20 protein-coding genes are annotated in these 24,694 nt (G+C 72.3%); 12 read left to right on the top strand and 8 right to left on the bottom strand.

The annotated features are described in order from the left end of the window. Positions 1–329: 329 nt before the first annotated feature. The 6 genes from ACFWJ4_RS06970 to ACFWJ4_RS06945 all read left to right on the top strand — a co-directional run bounded on the left by ACFWJ4_RS06970 (position 330) and on the right by ACFWJ4_RS06945 (position 7,542). On the top strand, positions 330–2,441 hold the full coding sequence (locus ACFWJ4_RS06970; protein ID WP_380540089.1) for a type IIA DNA topoisomerase subunit B: 2,112 nt from the start codon (positions 330–332) through the stop codon (positions 2,439–2,441). Between the two features lie 155 nt (positions 2,442–2,596). Then, positions 2,597–3,082 (top strand): DUF1453 domain-containing protein, encoded by a 486-nt coding sequence (locus ACFWJ4_RS06965; protein ID WP_380540086.1) that lies wholly within the window; start codon positions 2,597–2,599, stop codon positions 3,080–3,082. A 29-nt stretch (positions 3,083–3,111) separates the two neighbouring features. Next, complete coding sequence (locus ACFWJ4_RS06960) at positions 3,112–4,287, top strand: sensor histidine kinase (protein WP_380540083.1); 1,176 nt, start codon at positions 3,112–3,114, stop codon at positions 4,285–4,287. Next, positions 4,284–4,991, top strand: a complete 708-nt coding sequence (locus ACFWJ4_RS06955) for a response regulator (RefSeq protein ID WP_380540080.1) — start codon at positions 4,284–4,286, stop codon at positions 4,989–4,991. The genes ACFWJ4_RS06960 and ACFWJ4_RS06955 overlap by 4 nt, the downstream gene beginning before the upstream one ends. A 320-nt stretch (positions 4,992–5,311) precedes the next feature. Then, positions 5,312–5,743: a DUF485 domain-containing protein gene (locus ACFWJ4_RS06950; RefSeq protein WP_359912610.1), complete on the top strand. Its 432-nt coding sequence runs from the start codon at positions 5,312–5,314 to the stop codon at positions 5,741–5,743. Beyond that, complete coding sequence (locus ACFWJ4_RS06945; protein ID WP_380540077.1) at positions 5,740–7,542, top strand: cation acetate symporter; 1,803 nt, start codon at positions 5,740–5,742, stop codon at positions 7,540–7,542. Before ACFWJ4_RS06950 ends, ACFWJ4_RS06945 begins: the two co-directional genes overlap by 4 nt. A 113-nt stretch (positions 7,543–7,655) precedes the next feature. Here ACFWJ4_RS06945 and ACFWJ4_RS06940 read toward each other — a convergent pair whose 3' ends face one another. After that, positions 7,656–8,342 carry a response regulator gene (locus ACFWJ4_RS06940; protein ID WP_359912604.1) on the bottom strand — a complete coding sequence of 229 codons (687 nt, stop codon included), beginning with the start codon at positions 8,340–8,342 and terminating at the stop codon, positions 7,656–7,658. Then, positions 8,342–9,937, bottom strand: coding sequence for an ATP-binding protein (locus tag ACFWJ4_RS06935; RefSeq protein WP_380540074.1), 1,596 nt, complete (start codon positions 9,935–9,937; stop codon positions 8,342–8,344). The genes ACFWJ4_RS06940 and ACFWJ4_RS06935 overlap by 1 nt, the downstream gene beginning before the upstream one ends. A gap of 250 nt (positions 9,938–10,187) precedes the next feature. Here ACFWJ4_RS06935 and ACFWJ4_RS06930 point away from each other — a divergent pair, with 250 nt between their 5' ends. From ACFWJ4_RS06930 to ACFWJ4_RS06920, 3 genes are read left to right on the top strand one after another with little or no spacing between them, the layout of a single operon-like run. After that, complete coding sequence (locus tag ACFWJ4_RS06930) at positions 10,188–11,012, top strand: ABC transporter ATP-binding protein (RefSeq protein WP_359912598.1); 825 nt, start codon at positions 10,188–10,190, stop codon at positions 11,010–11,012. 40 nt (positions 11,013–11,052) lie between these two features. Next, positions 11,053–11,937, top strand: coding sequence for an ABC transporter permease (locus ACFWJ4_RS06925; RefSeq protein ID WP_380540235.1), 885 nt, complete (start codon positions 11,053–11,055; stop codon positions 11,935–11,937). Positions 11,938–11,975: 38 nt separating this feature from the next. Further along, positions 11,976–13,037 carry an ABC transporter substrate-binding protein gene (locus tag ACFWJ4_RS06920; RefSeq protein ID WP_359912595.1) on the top strand — a complete coding sequence of 354 codons (1,062 nt, stop codon included), beginning with the start codon at positions 11,976–11,978 and terminating at the stop codon, positions 13,035–13,037. A gap of 54 nt (positions 13,038–13,091) precedes the next feature. Here ACFWJ4_RS06920 and ACFWJ4_RS06915 read toward each other — a convergent pair whose 3' ends face one another. The 6 genes from ACFWJ4_RS06915 to ACFWJ4_RS06890 form a co-directional block, all read right to left on the bottom strand. Further along, positions 13,092–13,994, bottom strand: coding sequence for a sucrase ferredoxin (locus ACFWJ4_RS06915; protein WP_359912592.1), 903 nt, complete (start codon positions 13,992–13,994; stop codon positions 13,092–13,094). Positions 13,995–14,033: 39 nt separating this feature from the next. Beyond that, the gene (locus ACFWJ4_RS06910) at positions 14,034–14,756 is read right to left on the bottom strand and encodes a hypothetical protein (protein WP_380540071.1); all 723 of its coding nucleotides are present in this window, start codon (positions 14,754–14,756) and stop codon (positions 14,034–14,036) included. A gap of 17 nt (positions 14,757–14,773) precedes the next feature. After that, positions 14,774–15,817: a hypothetical protein gene (locus tag ACFWJ4_RS06905; protein WP_380540068.1), complete on the bottom strand. Its 1,044-nt coding sequence runs from the start codon at positions 15,815–15,817 to the stop codon at positions 14,774–14,776. A 14-nt stretch (positions 15,818–15,831) separates the two neighbouring features. Beyond that, positions 15,832–17,094 (bottom strand): WXG100 family type VII secretion target, encoded by a 1,263-nt coding sequence (locus ACFWJ4_RS06900; RefSeq protein ID WP_380540066.1) that lies wholly within the window; start codon positions 17,092–17,094, stop codon positions 15,832–15,834. A gap of 28 nt (positions 17,095–17,122) precedes the next feature. Next, positions 17,123–17,416, bottom strand: coding sequence for a hypothetical protein (locus ACFWJ4_RS06895; RefSeq protein WP_359912580.1), 294 nt, complete (start codon positions 17,414–17,416; stop codon positions 17,123–17,125). 189 nt (positions 17,417–17,605) lie between these two features. Further along, the gene (locus ACFWJ4_RS06890) at positions 17,606–20,056 is read right to left on the bottom strand and encodes a DNA topoisomerase (ATP-hydrolyzing) subunit A (protein WP_380540063.1); all 2,451 of its coding nucleotides are present in this window, start codon (positions 20,054–20,056) and stop codon (positions 17,606–17,608) included. A gap of 307 nt (positions 20,057–20,363) precedes the next feature. Between ACFWJ4_RS06890 and ACFWJ4_RS06885 the strand changes: the two genes are divergently transcribed. The 3 genes from ACFWJ4_RS06885 to ACFWJ4_RS06875 all read left to right on the top strand — a co-directional run bounded on the left by ACFWJ4_RS06885 (position 20,364) and on the right by ACFWJ4_RS06875 (position 24,658). Further along, complete coding sequence (locus tag ACFWJ4_RS06885; RefSeq protein WP_359912575.1) at positions 20,364–21,713, top strand: pitrilysin family protein; 1,350 nt, start codon at positions 20,364–20,366, stop codon at positions 21,711–21,713. Positions 21,714–21,733: 20 nt separating this feature from the next. Beyond that, on the top strand, positions 21,734–23,098 hold the full coding sequence (locus ACFWJ4_RS06880) for a pitrilysin family protein (protein ID WP_359912630.1): 1,365 nt from the start codon (positions 21,734–21,736) through the stop codon (positions 23,096–23,098). A gap of 366 nt (positions 23,099–23,464) precedes the next feature. Continuing rightward, positions 23,465–24,658 carry an RtcB family protein gene (locus ACFWJ4_RS06875; protein WP_380540060.1) on the top strand — a complete coding sequence of 398 codons (1,194 nt, stop codon included), beginning with the start codon at positions 23,465–23,467 and terminating at the stop codon, positions 24,656–24,658. Positions 24,659–24,694 lie beyond the last annotated feature (36 nt).

Genomic DNA, 24,694 nt, shown 5'->3' with positions numbered 1-24,694 from the left:
ATAATCCTCTGCCGGGTTGGAGCATAAGCCCCGCCCCGGGCCCCGGTAGCCTGCATAACGGCAGTTCCGGAGCCTGTGCCGGGTCCCACGATCCGCCAGGACCGGTGGTACCGGGAGGAGATGGCGCCCCCGGGGTCCGTACCCGGGTGCGGTGCTTGTTCGCGCAGCGCGTACAAGCTGCGCGGGGCCGGCCCGTCGTGCTGTGCACCCGGCGCAGGGGCTCGGGCACGCAGGGCGACGGGTGTCGGTGCGGCGTGCTGCACTGGCGTTTGGTCCGGATGCGTCCGGATGTGACCGATGAGACAGAACTTCACCGAGGAGAGTGCCGCGTGAGTGCCGAAACGACCGTGCCGTCCGCGCTGCTGGCCGGCGACGACGGTTCCAACTACACCGCGCGGCACCTGCTCGTCCTGGAGGGCCTGGAGGCGGTCCGCAAGCGCCCCGGCATGTACATCGGCTCGACCGACAGCCGCGGCCTGATGCACTGCCTCTGGGAGATCATCGACAACTCCGTCGACGAGGCGCTCGGCGGCTACTGCGACCGCATCGACGTCGTGCTGCACCCCGACTCCTCGGTCGAGGTCCGGGACAACGGGCGCGGCATCCCGGTCGACGTCGAACCCAAGACCGGACTGTCCGGCGTCGAGGTCGTGATGACCAAGCTGCACGCCGGCGGCAAGTTCGGCGGCGGCTCCTACGCGGCCTCCGGCGGTCTGCACGGCGTCGGCGCCTCGGTCGTCAACGCGCTCTCCGCCCGCCTCGACGTCGAGGTCGACCGCGGCGGGCACACCCACGCGATCAGCTTCCGCCGCGGCACCCCCGGCCTCTTCACCGAGACCAGCCCGGACGCGCCCTTCGAGCCCGGCAACGGCCTGACCAGGGCCCGCAAGGTGCCGAAGACCCGCACCGGCACCCGGATCCGCTACTGGGCCGACCGGCAGATCTTCCTCAAGGACGCCAAGCTCTCCCTGGAGACGCTGCACAGCCGCGCCCGGCAGACCGCCTTCCTGGTCCCCGGCCTCACCATCGTGGTGCGTGACGAGCGGCTCACCGAGAGCGAGAAGGTCGAGGAGAGCACCTTCCGCTTCGACGGCGGCATCGCCGAGTTCTGCGAGTTCCTGGCCCCCGACAAGCCGGTCTGCGACGTGGTGCGGCTGCACGGCGAGGGCACCTTCAAGGAGACCGTGCCGGTCCTGGACGACCTCGGGCACATGACCCCCACCGAGGTCACCCGCCACCTCGGCGTGGACATCGCGCTGCGCTGGGGGACCGGCTACGACACCACGCTGCGCTCCTTCGTCAACATCATCGCCACCCCCAAGGGCGGCACCCACGTCACCGGCTTCGAGCGCTCGCTGGCCAAGACGGTCAACGAGGCGCTGCGCGCGGGCAAGCTGCTGCGCGTCGCCGAGGACGACATCACCAAGGACGACGCCACCGAGGGCCTCACCGCGGTGGTCACCGTCCGGCTCGCCGAGCCGCAGTTCGAGGGCCAGACCAAGGAGGTGCTCGGCACCTCGGCGGCCAACCGGATCGTCGCGGCCGTCGTCGCCAAGGAGCTCAAGGCCTTCCTGACCTCGGCCAAGAAGGACCAGAAGCTCCAGGCCCGGGCTGTGCTCGACAAGGTCGTCGCGGCCGCCCGCACCCGGGTCGCCGCCCGGCAGCACAAGGAGGCCCAGCGTCGCAAGACCGCGCTGGAGACCAGCTCGCTGCCCGCCAAGCTGGCCGACTGCCGCAGCGACGACGTCGACCGCAGCGAACTGTTCATCGTCGAGGGGGACTCCGCGCTCGGCACCGCCAAGCTCGCCCGCAACTCCGAGTTCCAGGCGCTGCTGCCGATCCGCGGCAAGATCCTCAACGTGCAGAAGGCCTCGGTGAGCGACATGCTCAAGAACGCCGAGTGCGCCGCGATCATCCAGGTGATAGGGGCCGGATCGGGCCGCACCTTCGACATCGACCAGGCCCGCTACGGCCGGGTCATCTTCATGGCCGACGCCGACGTCGACGGTTCGCACATCCGCACCCTGCTGCTCACCCTCTTCCACCGCTACATGCGGCCGATGGTCGAGCAGGGCCGGGTCTTCGCCGCCGTGCCGCCGCTGCACCGGATCGAGCTCACCAGCCCCAAGCGCGGCCAGGAGAAGTACCACTACACCTACTCCGACGCCGAACTGCGCTCCACGCTGCTGGAGTTCCAGCGCAAGAACCAGCGCTGGAAGGAGCCGGTGCAGCGCTACAAGGGCCTGGGCGAGATGGACGCCGACCAGCTGGCCGAGACCACCATGGACCCGCGCCACCGCACGCTGCGCCGGATCAACCTGGGCGACCTGGAGCAGGCCGAGAGGATCTTCGACCTGCTGATGGGCAACGACGTCGCCCCCCGCAAGGAGTTCATCGTGGACTCGGCGGCCACCCTGGACCGCTCCCGCATCGACGCCTGACCCCGGCCGTGCGCGAGGGCCCTCCACCCACGGGTGGAGGGCCCTCGCGCTGCCGGTTCCACCCGTGCTCCACCCCGGCTCCGATCAGCGGGAAGCGCCGGATCCGTAGCGTCGGAGAGGTCAGCAACAAGCCTCTCCCCGGGACGGAGAATTCGATGGGTTCCATCACCAACATCCTCGTGGGCCTCGCGGTGGTGGTCCTGGTGGTCCAGCGCCAGATGCGCGTCCAGCGCCTGGACACCGAGCGCCGTTTCTGGCTGCTGCCGCTGATCCTGGGCGCGCTCGCGCTGCGCGACCCGCGGCTCGTCGACCACCAGCACACCGCGCTCTCCGCCGGGCTGCTGGCCGCCGGACTGGTCGCCGTGCTCGCGATGGGTACGGCCTGGGGCTGGACCGTCCGGATCTGGCGGGACTCCGACGGCAGCGTCCTGGTCAAGGGCACCAGGGCCACCGTGGCCGCCTGGTGCGGGATGATCGCCGTCCGGATCGGCCTGTACGCGGTCGGTGCGGCCCTGCACGTCCACCAGGCGGGCAGTTCGCTGATGCTGGGCATGGCGGTCCTGCTGCTGGTCCGCTCCTTCGTGGTGAACTGGAGGGCCCGGTCGCTGGAGCCCTCGCGGCCCGCCGCCGCACTGCACTGACCCGCCGCCGTGAGCATCGAGGAGGCCCCGTGGCCGGGTGGTACTGGACCCGGTGGCCGTCCCGGGAAGGGATCGGCCACGAGGACGAGAGCCGGCCGCGGCGGGTCCTGTCCGTGTTCGGCCGGAGCGTCCTGCTGGTCGTCGTCGGCTGGGGGACCTTCTCCGGCGGCAGGTACACCGGCTGGACGGTGGCGGTCGCGGCGGCCGGGCTGGCCGCGGCCGTCGCCCTCTGCACGGCGTACCTGCGGGTCACCCGGGAGCAGCGCCCGGCGGTCTCGTACCTGCTGGCCGCCGGCCTGGTCGGTGGCGGCTGGCTCGCCGACCGGGGGCCGGCCCACACGCTGGCCGACTTCCTGTGGATCGGGTTGACCGTGACGGCTCTGATCCGGCTGCCGCCCGCGCCCGCGCTGGTCGTCGCGGCGGCCGCGCTGGGTTCGTACACGGCGGCCTCCCCGGCGGGCTGGCTCGGCAACGCCGCCACCGTCGGGGGCTCCGTCCTGGTCGGCTGCCTGCTGCGGCTGGACATCGAGGCGCGCGGCACCGCCCGCCGGCTGCTCGCCCAGGAGCGGGCCGCCCAGGCCGCCCAGGCGGAGAGCGCGGCGCTCGCCGAACGGGCCAGGATCGCGCGGGAGATCCACGACGTGCTCGCCCACAGCCTCTCCGCGCAGCTCGTCCACCTGGAGGCGGCCCGGCTGATGCTGGACGCCGGGACGGACCGCGAGCAGATCCGCGAACGGGTCGTCGCCGCCCGGCGGATGGCGCAGGACGGGCTGGTCGAGACCCGCCAGGCACTGTCCGTGCTGCGCGGGGAGCTCACCCCGGTCGGGGAGTTCCTGGTCGAGCTGACCGGTCGGGAGCGGGCCGCCCTCACCGTCACCGGCACGCCCCGCCCGCTCGCCGCCGAGGTCGCCCTCGCGGTGCGGCGCACCGCGCAGGAGGCGATGACCAACGTCCGCAAGCACGCGTCCGGGGCCCGCGGCTCCGTCGAACTGCGCTACCTGGACGGGGCGGTGGAGCTGGAGGTGTGCAACACCCGGCCGCCGCGCGGCCAATCCGCGGGTGGGCCCCCGTCGGAGGAGCTGGCCGCCAGCGGCAGCGGGTACGGTCTGCTGGGAATGCGCGAACGCGCGGAACTGCTCGGGGGCACGCTGCTGGCGGGCCCGCAGGACGGAGGGTGGCGTGTGCTGCTGCGGGTGCCGGCATGAGTGAGCACATGGGCGGTGCGGGGGCGATCAGGGTGGTGGTCGCGGACGACCAGACCGTGGTGCGCGAGGGCATCGTGATGCTGCTGGGGCTGTTGCCCGGCATCGAGGTGGTCGGTGCGGCCGGGGACGGGGAGGAGGCCGTCGCCCTGGTGGAGCGTCATCACCCGGACGTGGTGCTGATGGATCTGCGGATGCCGCGCTGCGACGGGGTCGAGGCGACGAGGCGGATCCGCGCGGCGCACCCGGAGACCGAGGTCGTGGTGCTCACCACCTACGCCGACGACGACTCGCTGTTCCCGGCGCTCCGGGCCGGGGCGCGCGGCTACCTCACCAAGGACGCCGGCGCCGAGGAGATCGCCCGGGCCGTCGCGAACGTCCGATCGGGTGCCGCCGGGCTCTCCCCGCAGGTCCAACTCCGGCTGCTGGAAAGGCTTTCGGAGCAGCACGGCGACTCCGGGCCGGCCGCCGGGAGGCCCGGAACCCGGTCGGGGGAGCTGCCCGACGGGCTGACCGTCCGGGAGGCCGAGGTGCTGGCGCTGATCGCCGAGGGGCTGTCCAACGCCGAGATCGCCCAGCGGCTGTTCGTCAGCCAGGCGACCGTGAAGACCCACATCAACAATCTGTTCGCCAAGACCGCGGTGCGGGACCGGGCTCAGGCGGTCGCGTACGCCTTCCGACACGGAATCACTGGGACGCAGCAGTAGTCCGATGAGTGTCTGTCGGATGATCGATCACCTCATCGAGTGAACGTATCTGCGATGGTCAGGGGCGCTCTCCTAGGGCCGCCATCATGGTTCGGGTCAGAACATCCGGCCGTCCAGGAGCAGCAGTGCCACAGCAGCAGACGAGCAGTCCCGGCCCGGGACAGCAATTCGACTGGTGGGCCGCTGCGGCCGCCGGTACCCCCGTTGAGTCCGCCGAGCCATCGGCTGCGCACCGCCGGACGGCGGTACCGGCGCAGTCGGGCCCCGCCCCCACGGACCACGTTCCTACGGCCCGGTCGGCAGAGGCCGCCGTCGGGTCAGTGGCCGTCGGCGCACCGGTCCACGGGGCCGCCGTCGAGCCGTTCGCCCAGAGCATCCCAGCCGATCCGGCGGCCCCGGCCGCACCGCACGCACCACTCGACGAGGAACCGGTCGCCGACCGCACCGAGGTCTACCGGACGGTTCAGGCCAGCGAGACGTTCCTGCAGATCCGCCGCAGCTACCGGACCTTCGTCTTCCCGATCACCGGTGCCTTCCTCGCCTGGTACCTGCTGTACGTCGCCGCCCAGGCGGGTGCCCCCGACCTGATGCGCAGGACGGTGGCCGGCCCGCTCAACGTGGCCTGGCTGCTGGGGCTGCTGCAGTTCGCCTCGACCTTCCTGCTCACCTGGCTCTACGCCCGCAACTCCCGGACCAAGCGCGACCGCGCCGCCCTGGGCCTGCGCTGGGACACCCAGGACCAGCTGCGATGACGCCCCTGCTGGCCACCGTGCCCACCGATGCGGCCAAGGCCGCGGTGCAGACCGCCGTCCGGACCGTGGTGTCGACCGCCACCCCGCCGCCGGTCGCCCCCACCGGCGACCACCACTCGCTCGCCATCGCGCTGTTCGCCGTCGTCGTCCTGGTCACCCTGGGGGTCACCCTCTGGGTCGGCCGCCAGGGCAACGCCGCCGAGGACTTCTTCGCCGGCGGCCGCGACTTCACCCCGCTGCAGAACGGCTTCGCGCTCTCCGGGGACTACCTCTCCGCCGCGTCCTTCCTGGGCGTCGCCGGGCTGATCGCGCTGTACGGCTACGACGGCGTGCTCTACAGCATCGGCTTCCTGGTCGCCTGGCTGGTCGTGCTGATGCTGGTCGCCGAACTCGTCCGCAACGCGGGCCGGTACACCCTCGCCGACGTCCTCGCGCTGCGGCTGCGCCGTCGCAAGGTGCGCGCCGCGGCCGGTGGTGCCAGCGTCGTGGTCACCCTGCTCTACCTGGTGGCCCAGATGGTCGGCGCCGGTTCGCTGGTCGCCCTCCTGCTCGGCACCGGCAGCCCGCACGCCCGCACCTGGACCATCATCGCGGTCGGCGCCCTGATGATCGTCTACGTCACCATCGGCGGCATGCGGGCCACCACCTGGATCCAGATCATCAAGGCCTTCCTGCTGACCGGCGGTTCGGTGCTGCTCACGGTGCTGCTGGTGGTCCGCTTCCACGGGGACCTCGGCGAGCTGATGCGCGAGGCCGCCCAGCACAGCGGCGCCGGGCAGCGCTACCTGGAGCCCGGGCTCAAGTACGGCGGCAGCATCACCAGCCGGCTGGACTTCGTCAGCCTCGGCCTCGGCCTGGTGCTCGGCACCGCGGGCCTGCCGCACATCCTGTCCCGCTTCTACACCGTGCCCACCGCGCGGGCCGCCCGCCGCTCCACGATGTGGGCGATCGGCCTGGTCGGCAGCTTCTACCTGATGGCCATCGTGCTCGGCCTCGGCGCCACCGCGCTGATCGGCTCGGCCGAGGTGCGGCACGCCAACTCGGCCGGGAACACCGCCGTTCCGCTGCTCGCCCTGGTGCTCGGCGGCGGCAACGGCAGTACCGGCGGGGTGGTGCTGTTCGCCCTGATCTCGGCGATCGCCTTCGCCACCATCCTCGCGGTGGTCGCCGGGCTGACCCTGGCCTCCTCGGCGGCCTTCGCCCACGACATCTGGGCCGGCGCCTGGCGCGCCCGGCCGAGCCGCGAACAGCTGAAGAGCCGCGAGCAGTCGAAGAACGGCCGCGGGCGGCGCCGCCGGGGCGAGACCGTCCCGGCCTCCCGGGCGGCGGAGGAACCGGTCTCCGAGCTCAGTGAGCAGCAGGAGGTGGTGGTCGCCCGGTTCGCCGCCGCCGGGATCGGGGCGACGGCGATCGTGATCAGCCTCTTCGCCCAGCAGCTGAACGTCGCCTTCCTGGTGGGCCTGGCCTTCGCCGTCGCCGCGTCCTCCAACCTGCCGGTGCTGCTGTACAGCCTGTTCTGGTCGCGGTTCACCGCTCGCGGCGCGGTCTGGGCGGTGTACGGCGGGCTGGTCCCGGCGATCGTGCTGGTGTTCTTCTCGCCGGTGGTGTCCGGCTCCCCCGAGGCGCTCTTCCCGGGCCTCGACTTCCACTGGTTCCCGCTGGAGAACCCGGGCATCGTCTCCATCCCGCTGGGCTTCCTGGCCGGCTGGGTCGGGACGGTCACCTCGTCCGAGCCCGCCGATCCGGACCGGTTCGCCGAGCTGGAGGTACGTGCACTCACCGGTGCGGGCGCGGCCTGAGCCGTCGCGCCCGGGGAACCCCGGCGGGCCTGGGGCCGCCGGGGTTCCCCCCTGTCCGGCCCAGGCCCGTGACCACGCCCGGCCCCTGTCTGCCCCTGTCCGGAGACCGTGCCCTAGGCGCGGGCCGCCAGCCCGTAGCGGTGCTCCGGCCGGCCGGTGTCGCCGTACCGCAGGGTCAGCCGCAGCCGGCTGTCCCGCTCCAGCTGCTTGAGGTAGCGCTGCGCGGTGGAGCGGCTCAGCCCGGTGGCGTCGGCGACCTCCTGGGCGGACAGCGGCCGGCCGGCCCGGCGCAACACCCCCATCACCAGGTCCGTGGTGGGCGCCGAGTGGCCCTTGGGGAGCGTTCCGGCCGGGGCGGCGGCGCTGCGCAGGGTCGCGAACAGCCGGTCCACCTCGTCCTGGCCGGCCTCCCGGGCCGGCGCGGCGAGCGCGTGGCGCAGCTGCGCGTACGCCACCAGCTTCTCCCGCAGCCCGGCGAAGGTGAACGGCTTGACCAGGTACTGGAGTGCGCCGTGCTGCATCGCGGCGTGCACCGTCGACACGTCCCGGGCGGCCGTCACCATCATCACGTCGCAGGCGACCTGGCGTTCCCGCAGCCGGCGCACCAGGGCCAGGCCGGTCTCGTCGGGCAGATGGTGGTCGAGCAGCAGCAGGTCCACCGGGCGGCGCTCCAGGGCGGCCAGCGCCTCCCCGGCCGAGTGCGCGGTGCCGGTCACCCGGAAGCCCGGGACCTTGGCCACGTAGGCGGCGTGCACGTCCGCGACCCGGAAGTCGTCGTCCACCACGAGTACGTCGATCATCACGCCTCCACGAGCCGACTGGTGAGCAGGGCCTCGGGCAGCTCGACGGTGAACCGGGCGCCGCCGAGCGGCCCGGTGTCGAGCACGATCCGGCCGCCGGTCCGCTCGACCAGCCGCCGCACCATCGCCAGCCCCAGCCCGCGCGGACGGTGCGCGGGCGCGTCCTTGCTGGTCCACCCCTCTTCGAAGACCTGCTCGCGCAGCTCCTCCGGCACGCCCGGGCCGCTGTCCGCGACCTGCAGCAGCAGGGTCGCTCCGGCCGCCGCCAGGCTGACCTCCACCCGGCCCCCGCCGCCCGCGGCCAGGGCGTCCACCGCGTTGTCGATCAGGTTGCCGAGCACCGTCACCAGTGCCCGGGCGTCCACCACCGCGTCCGGCAGGTGCGCCGCCGCGGCCAGCGCCAGCAGCACCCCGCGCTCGCCCGCCACCGAGGTCTTGCCCGCCAGCAGTGCCGCCACGTGCGGGTCCTGCACCTGCTCGGCGATCCGTGCGGCGACCACGGCGTGCGAGCCGGACTGCTCCGAGATGAACGCCACCGCCTGCTCGTGGCGGCCCAGTTCCAGCAGGCCCAGCAGGGTGTGCATCCGGTTGGCGTGCTCGTGGTCCTGGGCCCGCAGCGCCTCGGTCAGGCTGCGGGTGGTGTCCAGCTCGCGGACCAGCGACTCCAGCTCGGTGCGGTCCCGCAGGGTGACCACCGCGCCGCCCTCGGGCGTGGTCGTGCGGTTCACCACGAGCACCCGGTCGTCCCGGACGGCCGGCAGGTCGGCGCCGGCGATCCGCCCGGAGAGCACGTCCGCCAGCCGGCCCGGTGGCAGCACCGCGCCGATCGGCCGGCCGGTGCAGTCCTCGGGCAGGCCGAGCAGCCGCAGGGCCTCGTCGTTGGCCAGCCGGATCCGGCCGCGTTCGTCCAGCGCCACCATGCCCTCGCGGATTCCGTGCAGCATCGCCTCCCGCTCCACCAGCAGCGCCGAGATGTCGGCCAGCGCGATGTTGTGGGTGCGGCGCTTGAGCCGGCGGGCCAGGAGGAGGGTGGCGAGCGTGCCGGCGGCCAGGCCGGCGCCCGCGCACAGCAGGATTCCGGTGAGCATCGTCAGCAGCCGGCGGCGGATCGAGTCGTCGCTGATGCCGACCGAGACCTCGCCGACGATCCGGCCGTCCGCCGTCCGCAGCGGCACCTTGCCGCGGGCGGTGCGGCCCAGGGTGCCCTGCTGGATGGCGGTGACGCTGCGGCCGCTGAGGGCCGGCTCCGGATCGGTGCTGACCCGCTGGCCGATCCGGCCCGGGTCGGTGTGCGAGAGCCGGATGCCGTCCAGGTCGGTGACCACCACGAAACTGGCGCCGGTGGCCAGCCGGATCTGCTCGGCGTTGCGCTGGGCGGCCACCACGTCGCGGCCGGCGGCGGCCCGGGCGATGTTCTCGTCGGTGGCGGTGGCCTGGGCGATCGACAGTGCCCGCTGCATCGCGTCGTGGTCCAGCTCGCTGCTGACCGGGGCCAGGAACAGCCCGGCGGTCACGGCGGTGACACCGACGGTGACGACGGTCTGGCTCAGCAGCAGCTGGGCGAAGACCCGGCGGGGTCCGCGGGGGAGCTTCATCCGGACCTCCTCTCGGCGGCTGCGGGGGATCGGGCGTCCTCGGGGGGCGGTCGGGGCGCCGATGGGTGGGGTCGGGACACCCTATGTTTCCGGGGTGTTTCTGTCAGCCGCGTCCCCGCAGTTGTAGCGGAAGCAAAACGAGCAGAACACCCCTCTATGCGGAGAAGTCGCACTACGCGAAGAAGGCTCCCGCCGGGGCCGGGCCCGCTCCTACCTTTCCGGGGCAGGCAACAGACCCGGGAGGATCGACATGAGCAAGACCCCGGCGATCGAGCTGACCGGCGCGACCAAACGGTTCCGCACCCCCTCCGGGGCGCTGCACACCGCCGTCCGCGATCTCGATCTGACCGTCGCCCAAGGCGAGTTCGTCGCCGTCGTCGGCCCCACCGGCTGCGGCAAGTCCACCACGCTGACGCTGGTCAGCGGCTTGGAGGAGCCCACCGAGGGCGAGGTCCGGGTGTACGGCGAGCCCGTGCGCGGGATCGACCCCAAGGTCGGGTTCGTCTTCCAGCAGGACGCCGTCTTCCCCTGGCGCACCGTCCTGTCCAACGTGATGGCCGGCCCGCGCTTCCGCGGCGTGCCCGCCGCCGAGGCCCGGGAGCGGGCCCGGGACTGGCTCGGCCGGGTCGGCCTGGCCGCCTTCGAGGACCGCTACCCGCACCAGCTGTCCGGCGGCATGCGCAAACGCGTCGCGCTCGCCCAGACCTTCGTCAACGACCCGGCGATCCTGCTGATGGACGAGCCGTTCTCGGCACTGGACGTGCAGACCCGGGCGCTGATGTCGGACCAGCTGCTGGAGCTGTGGGCGGGGACCGGTTCCTCCAGGGACGCGGCGTCGGTCGTCTTCGTCACCCACGACCTGGACGAGGCCATCGCGCTCGCCGACCGGGTCGTCGTCATGACGGCAGGACCGGCCACCGTCAAGGAGATCTTCACCGTCGACCTGCCGCGCCCGCGCAGCGTGGAGGCCGTCCGACTGGAACCGAGGTTCGTCGAGCTGTACCGCGAGATCTGGGCCTCGCTCGGCGAAGAGGTGCGCATCACCCGGGAGAGAGGAGCGGGTCGTGCCGCTTGAGACCGCATCCGAGTCCGCGTCCGAGCCCGGGGCGGAGTCCGTGCCCGGGTCCGGGGCGGCGCCGGCGTCCGCGCCGGCCGCCGCCGGGAAGCCCCCGGCCGTCACGACGAGGACCGAGGCCCGTGAACGGGCCGCCCGCAACCGGAGGCTGGGCGTCTTCGGCGCCCGGGTCGCGGTGCTGGTCGCCTTCCTCGGACTGTGGGAGGTCTGCGCCCGGACGGACGTCATCGACCCGTTCAACTTCTCCCAGCCGTCGAGGATCTGGGACCAGATCTGGCAGTGGACCACCCACGGCACCGCGCAGGGCTCGCTCGGCGAGCAGATCGGCTACACCCTCTACGAGGCCCTCACCGGCTGGGTGATCGGCGTCATCGGCGGTGTGCTGCTGGGCATCGCACTCGGCCGGGTCCGCTTCCTGGCCGATGTCCTCGGGCCGTACATCAAGGTGCTCAACGCCATTCCGCGGATCGTGCTCGCGCCGATCTTCCTGATCTGGTTCGGCCTGGGCCCGGCCTCCAAGGTCGCCTCCGCGGTGGTGCTGGTGTTCTTCCCGGTGTTCTTCAACGCCTTCCAGGGCGCCCGCGAGGTGGACCGCAACCTCGTCGCCAACGCCCGCATCCTGGGCGCCGACAACCGCAGGGTCACCCTCCAGGTGGTCATCCCCGCCGCCACCACCTGGATCTTCACCAGCCTGCACGTCAGCTTCGGCTTCGCGCTGATCGGCGCCATCGTCGGCGAGTACATCGGCGCCACCAAGGGCCTCGGCCTGCTCGTCGCGGCCGCCCAGGGCACCTTCAACGCGGCCGGCGTCTACGCGGCCATGACCATCCTCGCCGTCGTCGCGCTGCTCACCGAGGGACTGCTGACCTTCGCCGAGAAGAAGCTGTTCCGCTGGAAGCCCGCCGACGCGGGCGACGGCCGCTGAACTCCCCCCGTCGTCAGAAGAGAGAGGCACCCCCACCCATGCGCAGACCAGTCGCCGCCGCCCTCGCCGCCGCCCTGCTCCTCCCGCTCTCCGCCTGTGCCAACGACGCCGCCACCGCCGGCCACGGCGCGGTCGCCGCGCCCGCCGGGCAGCAGGTCGACGGACCCAAGGTCAAGATCATGGTCGGTGGCCTGGACAAGGTCATCTACCTGCCCGCGATGCTCACCCAGCGGCTCGGCTACTTCGCCGACGCCGGCGTCAACGTCGAGCTGATGACCGAGCCGGCCGGCGTCAACGCCACCACCGCGCTGCTCGCCGGGGACGTCCAGGGCGCCGTCGGCTTCTACGACCACACCATCGACCTCCAGGCCAAGGGCAAGAAGGTCGAGTCCGTCGTGCAGTTCGCCCAGGCGCCCGGCGAGGTCGAGGTGGTCTCCACCAAGCAGGCCGACGCCATCAGGTCCGGCGCCGACTTCAAGGGGAAGAAGCTCGGCGTCACCAGCATCGGCTCCTCGACCGACTTCCTCACCAAGTACCTCGCGGTCAAGAACGGCACCGCCGTCAGCGAGTTCAGCCCGATCGCGGTCGGCGCCGGCCAGACCTTCATCGCCGCGCTCCAGCAGGGCAGCATCGACGCCGGGATGACCACCGACCCGACCGTCGCGAACATCCTGGACAAGGGCCTCGGCAAGGTCCTGTACGACATGCGCACCCCCGAGGGCTCGCGCGAGGCGCTCGGCGGGCTGTACCCGTCCTCGTCGCTGTACATGAACACCGACTGGGTGGAGAAGAACAAGGACACCACCCAGAAGCTCGCCAACGCCTTCGTGAAGACCCTCAAGTGGATGTCCGGCCACACCCCCGAGGAGATCGCCGCGAAGATGCCCGCCGACTACGCGCAGGGCGGCGCCGAGCAGTACGCGGCGGCGATCAAGGCGACGCTGCCGATGTTCACCACGGACGGCGTGATGCCGGCCGACGGGCCGAAGACGGTGCTCTCGGTGCTCGCCGCGTTCCACCCGGACGTCAAGGGCAAGGAGGGGACGATCGACCTGGCGAAGACGTACACCACGGAGTTCGTCGCCAAGGCGGCCGGCTGACGCTCCGCCCCGGCGGTCCCGCGCTCACCCCCACGGGCGCGGGGCCGCCGCGTTTCAGACCCCCCGTACGGACAGCACGTCCATCCGCGAGGGCGTCCCCGCCGCCTTGCCGCAGCTCTCCGGGCGCGCCGGCTCGCTGGCCGCCTCGATCACGTCCACCTCCCAGGACCGCCCGTCCCGGTGCAGCACCGTCACCAGCCAGCGGCCCCCGCCGTCCGGCCGCTGGGTGAGCGTCAGCACGTCCACCCCGGTCTCGCCGGTGGCCAGCCGCACCGCGTGCTCGGCCGCCTGGCCCGGACGCTCCCAACCCGAGCAGCCCCGCGACCACTCCGGCACCACGTGCCCGGCCGCCGTCGCCGCCAGCACCTCCTTGGCCGTCTCCGGCGTCAGCCGCCCGTACGCGTAGCCGTAGGGCAGCACCAGCATCGTGGGGGAGAAGCGGTGCCCGCCCAGGTGGGTCACCTCCCACACCTCGCTGTGCCCGGCCGCCGCCAGCTCCGCCGCGAGCGGACGGCCCAGCAGCGCGCAGCAGCGGTCCCGCCGCCCGTTGGTGCACACCAGGGCCACCGGGCCGCCGACGTGCTCCGTTCCGAAGCCGGTGTGGTCACCGGCGCCCAGCGCCGCGAAGTCCAGCTCCAGCAGCTCCGCCGGATCCGCCACCCCCGCCCGGCGCACCCAGCCGCGGCCGGGCACCGTGTGCGCCACGAGCACCTCGTGGCGTGCGGTCGGCAGGCAGTCGGCGTGCCGCCCGGGCCGCCGGATCAGGGCCACCCGCACGCCCGTCCCCGCCGCGGCCGCCTCCAGCGCCCGCCCGACCGCCGCGTCCAGGTGGCTCTCACCCAGCGCCTTCGCGCCCCACGGTCCGTTCTGCTCCACCAGCAGCCAGGTGGTCGCCACCGCCGCCGTCGCTGCCAGCGGCTCCGAAAGTTCACGCGACACGGTCGCACAGGTGCTCACCCCGGCAAGGCTACCCTCACCTGATCACCCTCACCCGGCTCACCCGAACGCGGCCCTCACCCGCTGCGCCACCTCCTCGTCCACCGTGTCGTACAGCGGCTCGGAGACGGTCGGGAGGTCGGCGAACTCCAGGTGGATGCTGCGGACGACATCGGCGAACAGCTCCGAGTAGAGCACCCAGTCCTCGGGGCACGGGGTGCTCAACTCCAGCGAGAGCAGCTGGGACTCGTTCGGCAGCGGCAGGTGCACCTGGATCACCGAGGTGGTCAGCGTCCCGTCGACGAGCGGGACCGCCAGGCCGTCCAGCGGGGTCGACCCGTCGTCGACCGGGGTCGCCACGGCGTCGATCACCGCCACCGCCCGCCCGGCCGGCAGCTCGATCGCCGTCACCTCCGCTTCCGGACGGGACAGGGCCAGGCGGGTGAGCAGGAAGTCCACCGCGCCCGGGTAGTCGGTCCCGACCAGGGGGCACACCGAGGCCACGATCGACGCCGTGCTGGGGCGGCCGTCCACGTCCACCAGGCACATCCCGGCGTGGATCACCCCGGCCTCGGCCATCGGCGGGATCAGCTCGGCCAGTGCCACGGCCCAGCGCACCCGCATCTCCTCGGGATGGGAGGCCAGCACCTCGCAGACCAGCTCCCAGAGCTCCTCCGCCACCTGGTCGTCGGTGCCCAGCACCGGGACCTCGTGGAAGGCGGGCGGGACGACGAAGCGGATCTGGAGCCGGGTGTCCTCGGTGGCTGTCGGAATGTCGGACATCGGGCCTTCCACGGAGGTCATGAGAGCTTGCGGATCCGGGTGCGGACGTCCAGCCAGGACGGCGGGACGGGGACCGGGACGCCGTACGCGCGGGCCTCGACGAGCAGGTCGAGGTAGGCGGCGGCCCGGTCGCGAAGACCGGAGCGGTGCCAGGTCCAGTGCGTCTTCAGCGCGGGGAGAGCTGTGAGCGCACAGGTGACCACCAGGCCGCCGATGACGAGGACGGACTGCCGGCGCTGCTCGGAGTAGGTGAAGTCCGAGCCGAGAACACCGACCATCACGGCCACGACGAGGACCAGGGCGAAGATCTTGCTCCACATCGATCTCCGGCGGACGGTGCGCTTCTGCGCGGTGAGCAGCCCCCGGACCGCCTGCTCGTCCAGGAAGTCGACGCCGTACGGGGCGCCGAGTTCACGGGCCCGGGCGGCCAGTGCCCAGTGCTGTGCGAGCGCGGCGGGCGGGAGCACCGGGAACTTGGGGTCGATCACGGCGCCGGCCGGCCACCACGAGCCGGGCTGCGCAGCGACGCCGGGCGGGGGAACCGGGGAGGTGTACGGGACCGGACCGGTGGGGTGTGGGGTCGGGGCGGCCGGTGGCTGCGGCTGCGGAGCGGCCCGGGCGCCTTCCTCCCACACGGCCCGATCGGCATCGGCTCCCCACTCGGCGGGAATCCGGACCGTCAGCCCCGCGCGCCTGGCCTGGTTCAGCAGCCCGATGTACGCGGTGAAGTGCACCGAGGCGGTCTGCTTGCCGGAGCTGCGGCCCATGCCCCGCAGCCAGACCGCGATTCCGGCCGGAATCCCCAGGATCGCCGCTGTCCAGTTGCCAGTGACCAAGGAGACCACGATTCCACCGAGGACGAGGAGACCCGCGGCTTCGTCGTGCCAGTCCTGCTGATCCCGCTTCCGCAGGTGCTTGATCACCACGTTGCGGGCCACATCGTCGTTCAACAGGGTGACCCCGTAGAGCGTTTCGGCCCGCCGCGCCGCCTCGGCCACCTCGGGCACGGCGGCGAGCTGTCCGCCCGAAACCGGCAGCGTCACATGGAGGTCCTTGACCATGAGCTGCTCCTCTCTCAGCCGACGGCGTTCAGGAACGGCGCGGACGCCGGTCGGTACGCGGGCTTCGGAAGCGGTCCCGGGGCCTCGACGTAGGACTCCCGGGCCTTCTCCTTCTTCTCGTCCTGGTAGAAGCCGTAGGCGAGTCCGTTCGCCTTGTTCGTGATGGTGACCGCGCGGGGATCCACTTCGACGCCTGCCTTCTTGAGCCCGCCGACGATGGCCTTGGTCGATATCGGGTTCACGGTCTTCTCGAACAGGCCTGCGCCGGCGGCCGAGGTGCGCTCGGCAGCGCCGGCTCCCTCAGCGGCCACCGACGTCCTGATGTTCTTGATCGGGGCCCGGATCACCTTGTTGACGACGCCCACACCCTGAACTTTCGTGATCGACTTTCCGGCGGTGGCGAAGCCCTTGATGGCACCGACACCGGGGATCACCCCGAGCCCGTCCATTCCGATCTTCAGCCAGGAGACGTCCTGGCCGCGGGACTTGGCGATGCCGTGCCCGGCCATCGCGGCCGCACTGGTCAGCATGGCCGCGGCACCCAGGATCGGGCCGGCTCCGGGGATCACCAGGGCCGCGATCGCCAGTCCGGCCGAGATCTTGGACAGGTCGTCGGCGTGCTCGGCCAGGAAGTCCAGCGACTTCTGCCAGGCGTGCTCCACCTTGTCCAGCATCCGCTTGAGGAAGCTCGGGTCCGGCGGGTGGTGGCGGGACGCCTCCATGATCGCCTTGGCGGCCGCCTCGGCCTTGTTCTTGTGGTCGGCGAGCTGCTTGTGGCCGTTCGCGATCACCTCGTCGAGCTGGTGCGCGAGCTGCTGCTGGGCCTGGAGTTTGGCCTCGAAGTCGGCCTTGGCCTTCGTCCGGGCGGCCGCGTCGGTGGACTGTGCGGAGGCGTCGAGGGCCTTTCCCGCGGTGTCGCACTGGACGTTCATGTCGCCCAGTCGGGAGCGCAGTTCGACGGCTTGGGCCTCCATGGTCCGGCCGGTGGAGAGCAGTCCGGTGAGCTGGGTGTGCCAGGCCTTGAGGGCCCGTGAGCAGGCGGCCATCGATTCGTGGCCCTGGGTGAGGTACTTGGGCAGTTCGCCCAGTTTGCCGGCGAAGTTGCGGGCCGCCTCGCCCTGCCAGGCGCTGCCCTCGGAGCCGAGGTCGGCGAGCGCGTGGCGCAGTTCCTCCAGTTCGCGGGCGACGGCGTCGACGTCCGCGTACATCTTGGCGATGGCCGGGAGGTCCCCCGGGGCCGGGCAGAATCCGAGGCCCGGCCAGTTCTTGTCACTCATGGTGGAAGTCAGTCCCCTGCGTGTTGGCTCAGGTCGCGCCGAGGCCCTTGGCGGTGCCCTGCTCGTTGTCCCCGTAGTTCTTGAGCGAGGCGTCCAGGCCCTCGCGCAGGCCGTGGGCGAGCTTGGCCATCCGGCCGATGCCGCCGTGCCAGTGGTCCTCGAAGCCCTTGCAGGCCGAGTCGAGCCGCTCGGTGCCCAACTGCTTGCCCTTTCCGAGGTTTTCGAGGCTCTTGGCGACCGCCCCCATGCGGTTGCCGCACTCGTCGAGCTGCTTGGACACCGTTCTCATCCGGCCCATGTCGATCTTGAATTCTTCGGCCAACTCCCCGTCCCCCCAATGCATGTGGCGCGATATGGAGCACCTGTTCGGTGAACCTAACCCATGGGTGGGCAAAGTTCGGTCCATGCCCGGGAATTGGAGATCGCCCTTCCGCATTCCCGGTCGGGCGGGCATGAAAAAGCGGAGGGGCACCGGATGACCTCCGGTGCCCCTCCGCTCGTACGGGTGCCGTTACGCCGGGCCGGCGACCACCGCGATCGGGGTGGTGACCGGGGTGCCGGAGCCGTCGCGGCGCGGGTCGCGCTCGGGCAGGTCGACCGGGGCACCCTTGGCGGTGGCGGCGCGGGCCGGGGCGGCGCCGGCCCAGGCGAAGGTCAGGGCCTCCTCGCCGCGCAGGAAGCGCTGGCAGCGCACGCCGCCGGTGGCGCGGCCCTTGCGCGGGTACTGCTCGAACGGGGTGACCTTCCAGCTCGACTGCTCGCCGTCGGAGAGCGTGCCCGTGGCCGTGGCCACCGAGACCACCACCGCGTCCGCCGCCGGGTCCACCGCCGTGAAGGACAGCACCCGCGCGCCGTCCGACAGCTTGATGCCCGCCATGCCGCCCGCCGGGCGGCCCTGCGGACGCACCTGGCCCGCCGGGTAGCGCAGCAGCTGGGCGTCCGAGGCGATGAAGACCAGGTCCTCCTCGCCGGTGCGCAGTTCGACCGCGCCCACCAGCTCGTCACCCTCCTTGAGGGCGATCACCTCGAACTCGTCCTTGTTCGCCGGCCACTCCGGCACCACCCGCTTCACCACGCCCTGCAGCGTGCCCAGCGCCAGCCCCGGCGAGGACTCGTCGAGCGTGGTCAGCGCCAGCGCCCGCTCCCCGTCCTCCAGCCGCAGGAACTCGCCCACCGCGGCCCCGCCCGCCAGCGTCGGCGACGGCGTCGGCGGCAGGGCCGGCAGGTCGATCACCGGCAGCCGCAGCACCCGGCCCGCGGACGTCACCACGCCCACGTCCGCCCGTGCCGTCGCGTGCACCGCCGACACGATCACATCGTGCTTCGCCCGCTTCTCCGACACCTCGAACGGCTCCCCGTCCGCCGTCCGCGCCAGCAGGCCCGTCGACGACAGCAGCACCCGGCACGGGTCGTCCGCGACCTCCAGCGGCACGGCCAGCGCCGCCGAGGGCACCGCCCCCGCCTCCAGCAGCACCGTGCGCCGCTCGGTGCCGAACTGCTTCGACACCGCGCCCAGTTCGGACGACACCACGCTGCGCAGCTTGGTGTCCGACTCCAGGATCTCGGTCAGGTCCGCGATCTCGGAGGTCAGCTTCGCCTTCTCCTGCTCCAGCTCCACCCGGTCGAAGCGGGTCAGCCGCCGCAGCGGGGTGTCCAGGATGTACGCGGTCTGCGTCTCCGACAGCGAGAAGCGCTCCATCAGGCGCTCCTTCGCCTGCTGGGCGTTGTCACTCGACCGGATGATCGCGATGACCTCGTCGATGTCGACCAGGGCCACCAGCAGGCCCTCGACCAGGTGCAGCCGCTCCTCGCGCTTGCGGCGGCGGAAGTCGCTGCGCCGGCGCACCACGGTGAAGCGGTGGTCGACGTAGACCTCCAGCAGCTCCTTCAGCCCCAGCGTCAGCGGCTGGCCGTCCACCAGCGCCACGTTGTTGATGCCGAAGGTCTCCTCCATCGGCGTCAGCTTGTACAGCTGCTCCAGCAGCGCCTCCGGCACGAAGCCGTTCTTCACCTCGATGACCAGCCGCAGCCCGTGCTCGCGGTCGGTCAGGTCCTTGACGTCCGCGATGCCCTGGAGCTTCTTCGCGTTGACCAGGTCCTTGATCTTCGAGATGACCTTCTCCGGGCCGACGTTGTACGGCAGCTCGGTGACCACGATGCCCTTGCGGCGGGCCGTCACCGCCTCCACCGTCGTCGTCGCCCGGATCTTGAACGTGCCGCGGCCCGACTCGTACGCGTCCCGGATGCCCGACAGGCCCACGATCCGCCCGCCCGTCGGCAGGTCCGGACCGGGCACGAAGCGCATCAGCGTGTCCAGGTCGGCGTTCGGGTGCTTGATCAGGTGCCGGGCCGCGGCCACCACCTCGGAGAGGTTGTGCGGCGGCATGTTCGTCGCCATGCCGACCGCGATGCCCGTCGCGCCGTTCACCAGCAGGTTCGGGAACGCGGCCGGCAGCGCCAGCGGCTCCTGCTCGCTGCCGTCGTAGTTCGGGCCGAAGTCGACGGTGTCCTCGTGGATCGACTCCACCATCGCCATCGAGGCGGCCGTCAGCCGCGACTCGGTGTAGCGCATCGCGGCCGGCGGGTCGTCGTTGCCCAGCGAACCGAAGTTGCCGTGGCCGTCGATCAGCGGCAGCCGCATCGAGAACGGCTGCGCCATGCGCACCACGGAGTCGTAGATGGACGCGTCACCGTGCGGGTGCAGCCGGCCCATCACCTCGCCCACCACGCGCGCGCACTTCACGTGCGCGCGCTCGGGGCGCAGGCCCATCTCGTTGGCCTGGTACAGGATCCGGCGGTGCACCGGCTTCAGGCCGTCCCGTGCGTCGGGCAGCGCACGCGAGTAGATCACCGAGTAGGCGTACTCCAGGAAGGAGCCCTGCATCTCGTCCACGACGTCGACGTCGAGGATCCGCTCCTCGAAGTCTCCGGGCGGCGGGGTCTGCGAACTGCGGCGGGCCATCGCGGCGGGGCTCCCTTACGTGTCGCTGGCTGTGTCTCGGTAGGTCGTCGGTCGGTCGCCGAACGCCCGGGGGCGGTCGTCGGCCGTCTCCGCACCGTCCCGCCGCCGGACCCGTCAACCGGGTGCCGCCGACAGGGCGCGGCGCCCCCATTGTGGACCCTCTCGCCGACACTCCCGGTCAGCGGCCCTCTTCCGCCCCTGGCGAACGGCCCCGTCCGCGCGGACACGAACACGGCTCCCGCACGTTGCACCACAATGGGGGACGCCACACGAACCCCGACATCGACGACGGGAAGGACCCGAGCGCATGGCCAACCCGGCCCCCGCCTCCAGCCGAGGCATCGCCATCACCGAGCACCGCCTGGCCAACGGCCTGCGCGTCGTCCTCTCCGAGGACCACCTGACCCCGGTCGCCGCCGTCTGCCTCTGGTACGACGTGGGCTCCCGCCACGAGGTCAAGGGCCGCACCGGCCTCGCCCATCTCTTCGAGCACCTGATGTTCCAGGGCTCGGCCAACGTCTCCAACAACGGGCACTTCGAGCTCGTCCAGGGCGCCGGCGGCTCGCTCAACGGCACCACCAGCTTCGAGCGCACCAACTACTTCGAGACCATGCCCGCCCACCAGCTGGAGCTCGCCCTCTGGCTGGAGGCCGACCGGATGGGCTCGCTGCTCGCCGCGCTCGACGAGACGTCCATGGAGAACCAGCGCGACGTCGTCAAGAACGAGCGCCGCCAGCGCTACGACAACGTCCCGTACGGCACCGCCTTCGAGAAGCTCACCGCGCTCTCGTTCCCCGACGGCCACCCGTACCACCACACGCCGATCGGCTCCATGGCCGACCTCGACGCGGCCACCCTGGAGGACGCCCGCACGTTCTTCCGGACGTACTACGCGCCCAACAACGCCGTCCTGTCCATCGTCGGCGACATCGACCCCGAGCAGACCGTCGCCTGGGTCGAGAAGTACTTCGGCTCCATCCCCGCGCACGACGGCAAGCAGCCCCCGCGCTCGGGCGAACTCCCCGAGACCATCGGCCGGGAGATCCGCGAGGAGATCCACGAGGACGTCCCCTCGCGCGCCCTGATGGCCGCCTACCGCCTCCCGCACGACGGCACCCGCGAGGCCGACGCCGCCGACCTCGCCCTCACCATCCTCGGCAGCGGCGAGTCCAGCCGCCTCTACAACCGGCTGGTCCGCCGCGACCGCACCGCCGTCGCCGCCGGCTTCGGCCTGCTGCGGCTGGCCGGCGCCCCCAGCCTGGGCTGGCTCGACGTCAAGACCTCGGGCGACGCCACCGTCGAGCGGATCGGCACCGCCGTCGACGAGGAGCTCGCCCGCTTCGCCGCCGAGGGCCCCACCGCCGAGGAACTCGAACGCGCCCAGGCCCAGATCGAGCGCGAGTGGCTCGACCGGCTCACCACCGTCGCCGGCCGGGCCGACGAACTGTGCCGCTACGCCGTCCTGTTCGGCGACCCCAAGCTGCTCAACGACGCCCTCCCCAAGGTCCTCGACGTCACCGCCGAAGAGGTCCAGGCCGTCGCCAAGGCCCGGCTCCACCCCGACAACCGGGCCGTCCTCGCCTACGAGCCGACCGCCGCCGCCGAGACCGACGCCGACTCCGACGCCGCTTCCGAAGAGGAGGGTGCCGCCGTATGAGCACCGACTACGTCCCCGCCATGACCTTCCACCCGCAGCCCCGGCCGGGCACGCCCAGCCCCTGGGACTTCCCCGCCCCCGAGCGGGCCGCCCTCGGCAACGGCATCACCGTCCTGCACTGCCACCGGCCCGGCCAGCAGCTGGTCGCCGTCGAGGTCCTGCTCGACGTCCCGCTCGCGGCCGAGCCCGAGGGCCTCGACGGCATCGCCGGGATCCTCGCCCGCGCCTTCAGCGAAGGCACCGACAGCCTCAGCGCCGAGGAGTTCGCCGCCGAGCTGGAGCGCGCCGGCGCCACCCTGGACGCGCACGCCGACCACCCGTGCATCCGGATCTCCCTGGAGGTCCCCGCCTCCCGGCTCCAGCGCGGCCTGTCCCTGCTGGCCGACGCCCTGCGCGCCCCCGCGCTGCCCGAGGCGGAGATCGAGCGGCTGGTCGCCAACCGCCTGGACGAGATCGTCCACGAGCAGGCCAACCCCGCCCGGCGCGCCGCCAAGGCCCTGTACGCCGAGCTCTTCGACGCCGCCGACCGGCTCTCCCGGCCCCGCGCCGGCACCGCCGACACCGTCAAGTCGATCGACCGCGCCGCCGTCAAGGCCTTCTACGACGCCCACGTGCGCCCCGCGACCGGCACCGTCGTGGTGGTCGGCGACCTCACCGGGGTGGACCTGCCGGCGCTGCTGGAGAGCACCCTCGGCACCTGGACCGGGACGGCCGCCGAGCCGTCCGTCCACGCCCCGGTCACCGGCGACGACCGCGGCCGCGTCGTCATCGTGGACCGCCCCGGCTCCGTCCAGACCCAACTGCTCATCGGCCGGATCGGGCCCGACCGCCACGACCCGGTCTGGGCCGCCCAGACCCTCGGCACCTACTGCCTCGGCGGCACCCTCACCTCCCGCCTCGACCGCGTCCTGCGCGAGGAGAAGGGCTACACCTACGGCGTGCGCGCCTTCGCCCAGCCGCTGCGCTCGGCCGCCGACGGCAGCGGGCGCGCGATGCTCGCCATCAGCGGCTCGGTGGACACCGCCTCCACCGCCCCCGCGCTGGCCGACACCTGGACCATCCTGCGCACCCTCGCCGCCGAGGGCCTCACCGACGCCGAGCGCGACGAGGCCGTGCAGTTCCTGGTCGGCGTCGCCCCGCTGAAGTACGAGACCGCGGGCTCGGTCGCCGGCACGCTGGCCGACCAGGTCGAGCAGTACCTGCCGGACGACTACCAGGCCGAGGTGTACCGGCAGCTCGCCGAGCTGCGCACCGCCGCCGCCACCGAGGCGGTCGTCGCGGCCTTCCCGCCGGACCGGCTGGTCACCGTCCTGGTCGGCGACGCCGCCGTGATCGCCGACGACGTGCGTGCGCTCGGCATCGGCGAGGTCACCGTCGTCAGCTGACGCCTCTCGCCGTTCCGTCCGGCCCGGTGGAGCACCCGCTCCGCCGGGCCGGACGCGGTGTTAAATCCATTGCGGGCCGCACCCGTTCCGTGGATAGATGTTCCCCGGCGCACAGCACGTGCGAACCGCGCACCGCACACGTGCGAACCGCGCACCGCGACTGCGGACCGCGCACCGCGACGAAGGAAGGGAGGCGGTCACCATGCGGGTCGAGCAAGCCATACGACGCTCCCCGAGGCCGTATTCCCCCTGCACCGTCGCCCCGGGCATCTGAGCCCCACCCCCTGAACTTCCCCGAGCCGCACCGGGATTCCTCGCGCGGCACCACGTTCCCTGAACCACCCGACCCCTGGAGGTCGTTCACCCATGTCGTACACCGAGGTACCCGGCGTCCGCGTCCCGATCCGGATGTGGACCGACCCGGCCACCGTCGAGGGCCAGGCCCTCCAGCAGCTGCGCAACATCAGCTCCCTGCCGTGGCTGCACGGCCTCGCCGTGATGCCCGACGTCCACCTGGGCAAGGGCGCGACGGTCGGCTCCGTCATCGCCATGAAGGGCGCGGTCTGCCCGGCGGCGGTCGGCGTCGACATCGGCTGCGGGATGAGCGCGGTGAAGACCTCGCTCACCGCCGAGGACCTCCCGGACGACCTCTCCGTCCTGCGCCGCGAGATCGAGCGGGCCATCCCGGTCGGCCGCGGCCTGCACACCGACCCGGTCGACCCGACCAAGCTGAACGACTTCCGCGCGGCGGGCTGGGACGACTTCTGGCAGCGCTTCGACGACATCGCGGAGGACGTCAAGTGGCGCCGCGAGCGGGCGATGCAGCAGATGGCGACGCTCGGCGGAGGTAATCACTTCATAGAACTGTGTGTTGACACGACCGGTGCGGTCTGGCTGATGCTGCACTCCGGATCGCGCAACATCGGCAAGGAGCTGGCCGAGCACCACATGGGCGTCGCCCGCGCACTGCCGCACAACCAGGGCCTGATCGACCGGGACCTGGCCGTCTTCCTCGCGAAGACCCCGGAGATGGCCGCCTACCGGCAGGACCTGTTCTGGGCGCAGGAGTACGCGAAGCTCAACCGCGCGCTGATGATGGCGCTCTTCCAGGGCGTCGTCCGGCGCGAGTTCACCAAGGCGGAGGTCACCTTCGACGAGGTCATCAGCTGCCACCACAACTACGTGGCGGAGGAGCGGTACGACGGCGTCGACGTGCTGGTGACCCGCAAGGGCGCGATCCGGGCCGGCTCCGGCGACCTCGGGATCATCCCCGGCTCGATGGGGACGGGGTCCTACATCGTCCGCGGTCTGGGCAACGCGTCGTCGTTCAACTCCGCCTCGCACGGCGCCGGCCGCAAGATGAGCCGCACCGCGGCGAAGAAGCGGTTCACCGCCCAGGACCTGGTCGAGCAGACCAAGGGCGTGGAGTGCCGCAAGGACGGCGGCGTGGTGGACGAGATCCCGGGCGCCTACAAGAACATCGAGAAGGTCATCGAGCAGCAGAAGGACCTCGTCGAGGTGGTCGCGCACCTCAAGCAGGTCGTCTGCGTCAAGGGCTGACCGAAAGCCGATCGGGGTGCCGCCACGGTGTGGCGG

This window comes from Kitasatospora sp. NPDC127067 (genome assembly GCF_042724755.1).
Lineage (GTDB): Bacteria > Actinomycetota > Actinomycetes > Streptomycetales > Streptomycetaceae > Kitasatospora > Kitasatospora lactacystinica.
Note: the sequence above shows the minus strand (reverse complement) of the source record. Positions and strands in the feature narration are given on the sequence as shown.